12 protein-coding genes are annotated in these 8,945 nt (G+C 65.9%); 7 read left to right on the forward strand and 5 right to left on the reverse strand.

The features are described from left to right. From AC07Z7_RS24360 to AC07Z7_RS24375, 4 genes are all read left to right on the forward strand, one after another. Positions 1-311 (forward strand): FGGY-family carbohydrate kinase (locus AC07Z7_RS24360; RefSeq protein ID WP_494767941.1); only part of this gene is annotated, 311 nt, incomplete at its 5' end. A gap of 28 nt (positions 312-339) precedes the next feature. Continuing rightward, the gene (locus AC07Z7_RS24365; RefSeq protein ID WP_494767942.1) at positions 340-1,374 is read left to right on the forward strand and encodes a PfkB family carbohydrate kinase; all 1,035 of its coding nucleotides are present in this window, start codon (positions 340-342) and stop codon (positions 1,372-1,374) included. Between the two features lie 76 nt (positions 1,375-1,450). Further along, positions 1,451-1,726 (forward strand): hypothetical protein, encoded by a 276-nt coding sequence (locus AC07Z7_RS24370; protein WP_440114682.1) that lies wholly within the window; start codon positions 1,451-1,453, stop codon positions 1,724-1,726. Beyond that, positions 1,723-2,211, forward strand: a complete 489-nt coding sequence (locus AC07Z7_RS24375) for a GNAT family N-acetyltransferase (RefSeq protein WP_494767943.1) — start codon at positions 1,723-1,725, stop codon at positions 2,209-2,211. The genes AC07Z7_RS24370 and AC07Z7_RS24375 overlap by 4 nt, the downstream gene beginning before the upstream one ends. A gap of 154 nt (positions 2,212-2,365) precedes the next feature. On the opposite strand, the gene AC07Z7_RS24380 is transcribed toward AC07Z7_RS24375, so the two are convergent. Both AC07Z7_RS24380 and AC07Z7_RS24385 read right to left on the reverse strand, forming a co-directional pair. After that, a complete protein-coding gene (locus AC07Z7_RS24380; protein WP_494767944.1) occupies positions 2,366-2,986 on the reverse strand; it encodes an SMI1/KNR4 family protein in 621 nt (206 codons plus the stop codon). A gap of 20 nt (positions 2,987-3,006) precedes the next feature. Continuing rightward, entirely contained in the window at positions 3,007-3,474 is a 468-nt protein-coding gene (locus AC07Z7_RS24385; RefSeq protein ID WP_094290774.1) for a GNAT family N-acetyltransferase, read from the reverse strand. A 179-nt stretch (positions 3,475-3,653) separates the two neighbouring features. Here AC07Z7_RS24385 and AC07Z7_RS24390 point away from each other — a divergent pair, with 179 nt between their 5' ends. Continuing rightward, positions 3,654-4,745: a hypothetical protein gene (locus AC07Z7_RS24390; protein WP_494767945.1), complete on the forward strand. Its 1,092-nt coding sequence runs from the start codon at positions 3,654-3,656 to the stop codon at positions 4,743-4,745. 27 nt (positions 4,746-4,772) lie between these two features. Here AC07Z7_RS24390 and AC07Z7_RS24395 read toward each other — a convergent pair whose 3' ends face one another. Next, entirely contained in the window at positions 4,773-6,191 is a 1,419-nt protein-coding gene (locus AC07Z7_RS24395) for an FAD-binding oxidoreductase (protein ID WP_494767946.1), read from the reverse strand. A 54-nt stretch (positions 6,192-6,245) separates the two neighbouring features. Continuing rightward, entirely contained in the window at positions 6,246-6,677 is a 432-nt protein-coding gene (locus tag AC07Z7_RS24400; RefSeq protein WP_494767947.1) for a DUF2069 domain-containing protein, read from the reverse strand. Between the two features lie 21 nt (positions 6,678-6,698). On the opposite strand from AC07Z7_RS24400, the gene AC07Z7_RS24405 reads away from it, so the two are divergent. After that, entirely contained in the window at positions 6,699-7,961 is a 1,263-nt protein-coding gene (locus AC07Z7_RS24405; RefSeq protein WP_094290778.1) for a YihY family inner membrane protein, read from the forward strand. 90 nt (positions 7,962-8,051) lie between these two features. Here the strand turns inward: AC07Z7_RS24405 and AC07Z7_RS24410 are convergent, their stop codons facing one another. Further along, a complete protein-coding gene (locus AC07Z7_RS24410) occupies positions 8,052-8,387 on the reverse strand; it encodes an Mpo1-like protein (protein WP_094290779.1) in 336 nt (111 codons plus the stop codon). Positions 8,388-8,579: 192 nt separating this feature from the next. Here AC07Z7_RS24410 and AC07Z7_RS24415 point away from each other — a divergent pair. Then, a partial coding sequence (locus tag AC07Z7_RS24415) for a TetR/AcrR family transcriptional regulator (protein WP_494767948.1) occupies positions 8,580-8,945 on the forward strand: 366 nt, incomplete at its 3' end.

Here is an 8,945-nt window from a genome sequence, read left to right on the forward strand (position 1 = left end):
GTCGTGCTGCCCGCCGGGATGATGACGCAGCCCTGGCATTGGTCGGTGGCGGTGCCCGCAGCAACCCCTGGGCGCAGCTCTTGGCCAGCGCTTTGGGTGCACCGCTGCAGCGCCCGCAGGGCGCACACGCTGCAGCAGCCCTGGGGGCCGCGCGCCTGGCTGCCATGGCCTGCGGTGGTGACGAAGCCCATTGGTGCCAGCCCCTGCCCGCTGACGCCACCTTCATGCCACAGCCCGCACAACAAGCTCAGCTGGCCGAACGCTATGCCCGCTTTGTCGCTCTGTACCCCGCACTGCAATCGCAGTTCTGACGCACTGTCCGCTTACTCCCAAACGTCCATGACTTCTGCATCCACGACTTCCAACGGCAAAGCGCTCATCCACGCCGCCATCGCAGGCGAGGCCCTCATCGACCTCATCCGCCGCCCCGATGGCAGCTACCTGCCGTGCCTGGGCGGCGCGCTCTACAACCTGTGCCGTGCGCTGGCGAGGCAGGGCGTGGGCACCCAGTACCTCAACCCCTTGTCGCGCGACCGATTTGGCCGCGAGCTGGCGGCGCAGTTGGTGGACGATGGCGTGGTGTTGGCCCAGCCCGAGCCCGTGCAGCAAGTCACATCACTGGCCGTGGTCAACCTCGATGCAAATGGCCACCCCGACTACGCCTTCTACCGCGAAGGTGTGGCAGACCGCGCTGTGTCCGCCGCGGGTTTGGGCGAAAGCTGCGCGGCTTTGCCCGCGCTGCAGCTGGTCTGCACCGGCGCTTTGGCTCTCGACGCGCGCGACACGGCCATCTACTTGCCATGGCTGGCCGCCCAGCGCGCCGCAGGCCGCTGCGTGGTGGTCGATGCCAACCTGCGCCCCTCCGTCATGCCCGACCTGGCGGCCTACCGCACCACGGTGCACGCCGCGCTGGCCCACGCCCACATCATCAAGGCCAGCGACGAAGACCTGGAGCATCTGGCTGTGCCTGGTGGGGATGCCCTGGCCCGCGCGCAGAACCTGTTCGCCGCCAACCCGCAGGCCCACCTGCTGGCGCTGACGCTGGGCGCGGAAGGCGCCTGGCTGCTGCACCGCAACGGCGCGCAGTGTTTTGCCAAAGAGGCCCAGCCGCTGCCTGTGGCGGACACCGTGGGCGCGGGCGACAGTTTTCTGGCGGGGCTGCTGGCGCATTTGCGGCGGCAATCGCAGGCTGCAGGGGTTGCGAGTTTTACGCAGTTTGTGGACGGGCTGACGGCGGACGCCTGCCAGCTGGCGCTGCGCCATGCGCTGGCCAGCGCCAGCCTGTGTGTGATGGAGCAGGGCTGCGTGCCACCGGGCTGGGAGGCAGCGCGCGCATGGAGCGAGCAGCATCCAGCAGCCCAAGACCCGTGCTGACATCCGGGTTTGGGGCACCGTCGTTGGAGGGGCAGGCCGTCTATCATTTCCTGTTGCAGATTTGCGGAGGATGCCGATGACGGAGTTTCTGGTTGCGATGCTGTGGTCAGCGGTTGAGGTGCTGATCGTCTTCACGGGCGCGCAGGTGATCCGGGTGCTCAGCTTCGGCCGCTGGCGCTCTGAGCGCTGGAGCACCAACGAAGCGCGTACCTTGAGCGCGGCGGGCGCACTGTCGTTTCTCCATGACGGGCAACGTGTGGTGACGACCAACGGCCTGATATTCGTGGGCTTGTTGTTCTATGGGTTGCTCGCCGTTTTGGCCGTCGCGCTTTCGAGGCTGGCTTCGGCGTGATTGCGGGTAGCGCAGTGCCCCAGGACACACAGATCATCCCCGTCGGCCCTGTCACGGCAGAAGCCGCCTGCACGCTCATCCGCCAGTCCATCACCCACTGCTGCTCCCTCGACCACGGCCATGACCCTGCCATCCTGACGGCCTGGCTGATCAACAAGACCCCCGAGAATCTGGCTGCGTGGATGTCCGCGCCAGACGCTGCCGCGTGGGGTGCATACCGGGGCGACACGATGGTGGGTTTTGCGCTGGTGGCGCGGGCCACGCTGGCGTTGTGCTATGTGGTGCCTGAAGCCATACACCAAGGGGTGGGGCGGGCCTTGCTGCGACAAGCCGAGGGCCATGCGCGCAAGGTGGGGCTCTCAGCCTTGGGTCTTGAGAGCACGCGCACCGCTGAGCACTTTTACCGCCGCAATGGCTACGTGCCGCATGGCGCGGTGCAAACGTGGGCCGGTCTGCAGGCACAGCCGATGCGCAAGGCGCTATGAACTGACTGGGGTTCCTGGCGTGCCCGCCCGTCGTGCCCGGCCTTGGGGGGGTAGAGATGCAAGCAAAATTGGCCGCTGGCGCCTGTTGGGTATGCGCTTGTAGCTCTCTTTTTTATAGCGTTATGGATAAGGTTTCCCAGCGCCCGCGACGTCGCTAGGTGCTTGTGGTCACCCGGTGGCCCTGGTTGTCGTTCATTTCCAGAATCCACCACTGCGCCCCTGTGTTCTTGTCGATGAAGCGCATGTGCGAGGCGATGTTCGTCAGCATTTGGCTGTCGAGGTGGAGCAGGCGCTGTACATAGTCCACCAGGTCGTTGGCCTCGTGGGTGAACTCGAAACCGTCGTGGTCAAACTCGAACACCTGTCCGGCGCACTCGCCATCGGTCGCCATCAGGATGTAGTTGCCCGAATGGGGCGTCTCGCCAATCACCAGGCAGTGTGGGATCCAGTCGGGCAGGATCTCTTCGCGTTCTTCGTCGCTCAGGTGTTCCGTCCAGCCTTCAAACGCCTCTTGCAGCGTGGGCCATTCAGCGGGCGGGGCGATGTAGCGGGCGGCGTCGCCAGAGTCGGCGTCGTGGTAGAGCAAAACGCCTCCCAGCGTGGCGTAGAACGCGCGCAGCTGGCCCACATCGGGCAGGGGTGCATCCAGCGCAGCGGGGGGCTGGATGTGGTGCTGGAAGTTCACCGTTTTGGTTTGCTGCGGCTTGTTGATGCGCTCGCAAGTGAAGGTGCCGGCGTGTTCGTTGATGGCGCGGTGCAGATCAGGCAGTGTCATGGGCGGACCTTGGATGGCGGTCAGAGTTCTTGGGCGTACACGATGAAGCCATGGTGCTTGGCCATCTTGTCGTACAGCTGGCGCCCGGCGGCATTGGTCTCGTGCGTTTGCCAGTACACGCGGGAAGACTTGGCGGCGCGCGCAGCGTCGTACACCGCTTCGATCAGCGCCCGCCCCACGCCCCGGCCGCGCGCGGCCTCACGGGTGAACAAATCGCTGAGGTAGCAAACGGGTTCGATGCGCGTCATGCTGCGGTGAAAGACGCAGTGCGTGAGGCCCAGCAGCTCGCCGCTGGCATCGTCTTGCGCCACCAGGCAGAACATGGGTTCTGCCGCGTCATGAAACCGCTGCCAGGTGGTTTGCGTGATGTGCTCGGGCAGCGCCGTGGCGCCAAAGCGACCGTAGAAGGCGTTGTAGCCGTCCCAGAGCGGGCGCCATGCGGCGTAGTCGGAGGGCTGAGCGGGGCGTATGGAGACAGCAGAACTCATGGCGGGCCGAGCGGTGTTGTGGAGCGAAGCGGTGATTGTGCAGGCAGAGCCGGAGGGCCGTTTTCCTTGCCGGGGCCTGCAGCTGCGCGGCGGCGGCCATGCCCTACGGTTTGTTGGGATTCGGTGGGCTACGATGCGCGTCTGATCCGCATTCGGGCCCTGTGCCCCACGCTTTGACCATGAGCTATGTTCTGCACCTCTGGCGCCATCCGATCCCTGTCTCCAGTGAGGACGCGCAGGTCACGTTGCGTGACTTGCGCCAGCAGTTGAGCTTCAACCCCGATCCTGCGGCAGGCGTGCTGATGCAAGCCCTTGCAGCCGGGCTGCCGCAGGATGGCGAGCCCGAGGACTATTGGACTGAACCCCCGGAGCCGGACCCGTTCGCGCTGGTGCAAAGCCTGAGTCCTGCCGTGGCCGAACTGGAGGTGGTGCTGCCGGTGATCGAGCGCGTGGCCCGCCAGCTGGGGTGGGTGATTTTTGATCCGCAGAGCGGCGAGGTGCACCCTCCTTCGGGGCAGGTGATGGGCCCCATGGGATCTGTTGCAGCCGTGGCGGATGTGCCTGTGCTCCCTGAGCTGGACACTTCGCCTTCGGCGCGCAGCCGCTGGGTGCAGCAATCGCTGGAGCCCCTGTTCACCCAACGGGGCTGGCGCAAGCTGCGGGGCGCATTCTGGTTCAAGAAAAAGCTGCCTGTGGGCGAGGCGCTGGTGTACTCGGACATGGTGCGGGACACCTTGCACCACGGCGTGTGGATACGCCTTGCATTGCCCTCCCACCTGCAGCCCGCTCTTAACAGCGATGGCGGGCCGGCCTTTAAGGTGTCCTTGCAGCACTTCGCGCAGACGCACAGGCTGCCCTTCACTTACCTGGAGCCACCGGCACTGTTCCAAAAACAGGCGGGAGGGGTGATCTACGAGTTGCCCATGGGCAGCGCAGACAGTGCTGCCACGCGCCGGGATGAGCTGGCGGCGCTGTACGACAGGGCCGTGCTGGACTGGCTGGACCAGTTGCACAGCCTGGAGGATCTGGACAGATGGGCCAACCGCGTGCCGGATGAGGAATGCCCCTTTGTGGGCCTGCGCCAACGCAGCGACTACCGCTTGCTGAACTACCACCCCGATCTGCTGGTGGCGGCTGCAGTCAACGCCCCTGACTTCGAGCAACGCGCCCTGGAGCGCTATGCAATGTACGAGGCCGACGCGTTTGGCCGGGGGCTGCTGCCCCAGATGCACGAGCTGCTGGCCGTGTGCGGCCTGCACATCTCGCGCTGATCCTATGTTTGCGCAGACCGTGCGGCGTTAGACCTTCAGTACCCGCCCCGGGTTCATGATCCCCTGCGGGTCCAGTGCCTGTTTGATGGCGCGCATCATGCCAAGCGCCACGGGCGACTGGTACTTGGCGAGCTTCTCGGCCTTGAGTTCGCCGATGCCATGCTCGGCCGAGAACGATCCGCCAAACTCGGCCACGGCCTCGTACACCAGGTGGTTCACATGGTCCTCGTGCTCGCGCAGGAAGGCCTTGGGGTCGCCTTCTGCCGGTGCCTGCACGTTGTAGTGCAGGTTGCCGTCGCCCAGGTGGCCGAAGTTGACCAGGCGCACGCCCGGGATCTCGCGCTGCAGCACCGCGTCGGTGTGCGCCACGAAGGCGGGGATGCGCGAAATCTGCACCGAGATGTCGTGCTTGATGTTCAGGCCCTCTTCGGCCTGAGCGAGCGGAATGCTCTCGCGGATATGCCACAGCTGGTGGGCTTGCGTGAGGTTTTCGGCCACCACGGCGTCGGTCACGCAGCCCATTTCAAACGCGGTTTCCAGCAGCGATTCGAAGCGCGCGCGGGCGTGTTCCTCGGATTCGCTGTCGGAGTTCTCCAGCAACACACACCAGGGCGCATTCTCGTCGCCCAGAAACGGCACGCGCAGCTGCGGCATGTGTTTGCCCACCAGGCTCAATGCAAACTGGCCCATCACCTCAAAGCCCGTGAGCCCCGCGCCCAGCTGCTTGTGCGCCAGGCCCAGCAGGGCCACGGCATGCTCCATTGACGGCACGGCGGCCCAGGCCGTGAGATTGGCGGCGGGTTGGGGGTAGAGCTTCATGGTGGCAGCGGTGATGATGCCCAGCGTGCCTTCGCTACCGATGAACAGGTCGCGCAGGTCGTAGCCCGTGTTGTCCTTGCGCAGGCCCTTGAGGCCGTCCCACACCTCGCCCTGCGGCGTGACCACTTCAAGGCCGAGGCACAGGTCGCGCGCATTGCCGTAGCGCACCACCTGCGTGCCGCCCGCGTTGGTGCCCAGGTTGCCGCCGATGGTGCAGCTGCCTTCGGCCGCGAGGCTCAGGGGGAACAGCACGCCGGCGTTCTGCGCCACGTCCTGCAGGTTCTGCAGGATGCAGCCCGCTTCCACGGTCATGGTCAGGTTGTCGGTGTCCACACTGCGCACCGCGTTCATGCGCGTGAGGCTGAGCACGATCTGCGTGCCGCTGTCATCGGGCGTGGAGCCCACGGCGAGACCCGTGTTGCCGCCCTGGGGCACGATGGCGGTACCCACCGCCGCGCAGGCCTTGACCACGGCGGCCACTTCCTGCGTGTTGGCGGGGCGCACCACGGCCAGGGCCTTGCCGCGCACGCGGCGGCGCCAGTCCTGTTCCCAGGCGGTGAGGTCGCCTTCGGTGATCACATGGGTGGGGCCAACGATGGCGCGCAGGGTGTCAAGCAAAGTGGTCATGGGCAAAACGGGTGGGTCAGTGTCTGGATGGGGCAGGGCGCGGCGCTGGATTCTTCAAGGGCCGGGTGCCGCTGCGCTGGCCTCTGCGGCGGCTGCGGCTGCCTTGGCGTTGCGTTGGCGCACACGCACATGCAGCGTGCAGGCCGTGAACAGCACCAGGCACAGCGCCACTTCGGCCCAGGCCAGCCATTGCGACGGGGGCTTGTCGCTCCAGCCGCGCACCACGCCTTCGGTGAAGTACAGCCAGATCACCAGGCTGACCCAGCGGTAGGTGTACATGCGGTTCTTGAGGATGCCCGCCAGCGGAATGCACAGCGGCAGGGCCTTGATGGCCAGCCAGGTGCCACCGGGGCGCAAGGGGGCCAGCACCAACTCCCAGGCCAGGCATAGAACAATCAGGGCCAGCAGGCTGCCGGTGGCCAGCCAGCGGGTGGCGGCAACGCCGTGGTCAGAGGGTGTGAGGGGGGTGGCGGGGGATGCAGTCATTGGGGTGGCATCATATCGGCCATGCCTCTTTCCCTACAGACAGTCGCATCACGCACCGAAGCGTTGATCAATGAACTGTCGCACTTCCCGTGGAAGACCACGGCCCAGACGCTGCGCGAGCGCTTTCGTGAGGACCACCTGGGCCTTACGGCCAGCAGCCTGACCTTCACCACCATCCTGGCGCTGGTGCCGTTTTTTACCGTCGCGCTGGCGGTGTTCACCGCGTTCCCCATTTTCGGCAAGCTGCAGGATGCGCTGCAGGGCTGGCTGGTCAGCAGCCTGGTGCCCGACAGCATCTCGCGCCAGGTGATTGGCTACCTGAACCAGTTTGCCTCCAAGGCCAGCGGCCTGGGGGTGGCGGGCTTCAGCATCCTGCTGGCCACAGCGCTCGCACTGATCCTCACCATCGACCGCACGCTCAACGACATCTGGCGCGTGCCGCGCCTGCGCCCGCTGGGCCAGCGGGTGCTGATCTACTGGGCCGCCATCACGCTGGGGCCGCTGCTCATGGGCGCGAGCCTGGCGCTCACCTCGTATGTGATGTCGGCCTCGGGCGGGTTGGTCAAACGGTTGCCCGATGGCGTGCAACTGCTGTTCGACTCGATCCAGTTTGTGGTGCTGGCGGGGGGCATGGCGTCGCTGTACCACTATGTGCCCAACACGCCGGTCAAATGGCGCCATGCCTGGACGGGCGGGCTGTTCGTGGCCGTGTGCATCGAGCTGGCCAAGAAGATCCTGGCGCTGTACCTGGGCAAGGTGCCCACCTATTCGGTGGTGTACGGCGCGTTTGCCACGCTGCCCATCTTGCTGGTGTGGATCTATGTGGCCTGGGTCATCGTGCTGCTGGGGGCCGTGGTCACCGCCTACCTGCCCAGCCTGCTGGCGGGCGTGGCGCGGCGCGGCACGGTGGCGGGCTGGACGTTCCAGCTCGCGATCGAGGTGCTGCAGGAGCTGCACCGCGCGCGCAGCCAGCCCATGAAAGGCCTACGCCCCAGCCAGCTCGCTCAGCTGCTGCGCGTGGACGTGCTGCAGCTCGAACCCGTGCTCGAAGCCCTGACCGCCCTGGACTGGGCGGGCGAGGTGGCCGATGCGGCGGTGAGCGCTTCGGACGTGCCCGAGCCGCGTTATGTGCTGCTGGCCGACCCGGCCCTCACCCCGCTCGCGCCCCTGGTGCAGAAGCTGCTGCTGGAGCGCGCCCAGAGCCTGGCCCCGCTGTGGCAGCGCGCGGGCCTGGAGAGCCTGCACATGGCCGATGTGCTGGAGAGCGCCGCGCAGGCCGGATGAACTGCTGCTGCGCTTTGATTGCTATAAAATATATAGCTATCGGCGCATGGTGGAAGCGCGGTAGCGGCCATTTTTTCTTGAATTTTCAGATCAGAACGGCACCTTGCCCGTCCAGATGTCCTTGTACATCACCCAGTCGCCCATGAAGCTGTAGAGCGGGCGCTTGAAGCTGGCGGGCTTGTTCTTCTCGAAGCCGAAGTGCCCCACCCAGGCAAAGCCATAGCCGCAGAGCAGACCATACAGCAGGTACTGCGGCTTGCCCGTGGCCACCAGCATGGCCAGGCAGACGAGGGTGAGCGTAGAGCCCACGAAGTGCAGGCGCCTGCAGGTGCGGTTGCTGTGTTCGCCCAGGTAGAAGGGATAGAACTCCGCGAAGCTCTTGAAGCTGCGCGGGTCGGTGGTGGTGTGGGGGGCGCTGATGTCCATCGTTGTCTCCTGTGTTGTTGTTCAGGGGGGCTCCCCATGCCTGGCCCTTTGTGAGCAACGGGAAAAGGCGGCCCCTGGCGCTTTATACGCCCAAGCCCGCAGGGATGGGGTAGCGGATTTGACAGCGGCGCGGTTGCGGTGTTTTAATAAATCGACTGGTTGATCTATTAATAACTGCACAAGATTTTTCACATGCGTACCGTGGACCCCGAGCGCCATCAGGCGCGGCGCCAGCAGATCCTGGAGGCCGCGGTGGCCTGCTTCATGCGCAAGGGCTTTCATGCCACCCGCACCGCCGAGATCTGCGCCGAGGCGGGCATGAGCCCCGGCAACCTGTTCCATTACTTCCCGACCAAGGAGGCCATCATCGCGGCCATCGTGGAAGAGGACCAGCGCGAAACTGCCGAGCGTTTTGCCGCTGCGGCAGGTGCTCACAACCTCTATGGCGCGCTGATCGCCATCGTGGAAGAAAGCCTCGCCCTGCTGGCCGACCCGGTGTACACCCGCATCGGCCTGGAGGTGCTGGCCGAGGCCGTGCGCAACCCCGATGTGTTTGCC

This window comes from Acidovorax sp. GW101-11A03, from assembly GCF_059424825.1.

What these genes read in the sequence shown, in the direction of transcription:
- AC07Z7_RS24365 (WP_494767942.1), top strand. Translation starts at nt 340, where the DNA reads ATGACTTCTGCATCCACGACTTCCAACGGCAAAGCGCTCATCCACGCC.
- AC07Z7_RS24390 (WP_494767945.1), top strand. Translation starts at nt 3,654, where the DNA reads ATGAGCTATGTTCTGCACCTCTGGCGCCATCCGATCCCTGTCTCCAGT.
- AC07Z7_RS24405 (WP_094290778.1), top strand. Translation starts at nt 6,699, where the DNA reads ATGCCTCTTTCCCTACAGACAGTCGCATCACGCACCGAAGCGTTGATC.
- AC07Z7_RS24370 (WP_440114682.1), top strand. Translation starts at nt 1,451, where the DNA reads ATGACGGAGTTTCTGGTTGCGATGCTGTGGTCAGCGGTTGAGGTGCTG.
- AC07Z7_RS24380 (WP_494767944.1), bottom strand. Translation starts at nt 2,986, where the DNA reads ATGACACTGCCTGATCTGCACCGCGCCATCAACGAACACGCCGGCACC.
- AC07Z7_RS24395 (WP_494767946.1), bottom strand. Translation starts at nt 6,191, where the DNA reads ATGACCACTTTGCTTGACACCCTGCGCGCCATCGTTGGCCCCACCCAT.
- AC07Z7_RS24385 (WP_094290774.1), bottom strand. Translation starts at nt 3,474, where the DNA reads ATGAGTTCTGCTGTCTCCATACGCCCCGCTCAGCCCTCCGACTACGCC.
- AC07Z7_RS24410 (WP_094290779.1), bottom strand. Translation starts at nt 8,387, where the DNA reads ATGGACATCAGCGCCCCCCACACCACCACCGACCCGCGCAGCTTCAAG.
- AC07Z7_RS24400 (WP_494767947.1), bottom strand. Translation starts at nt 6,677, where the DNA reads ATGACTGCATCCCCCGCCACCCCCCTCACACCCTCTGACCACGGCGTT.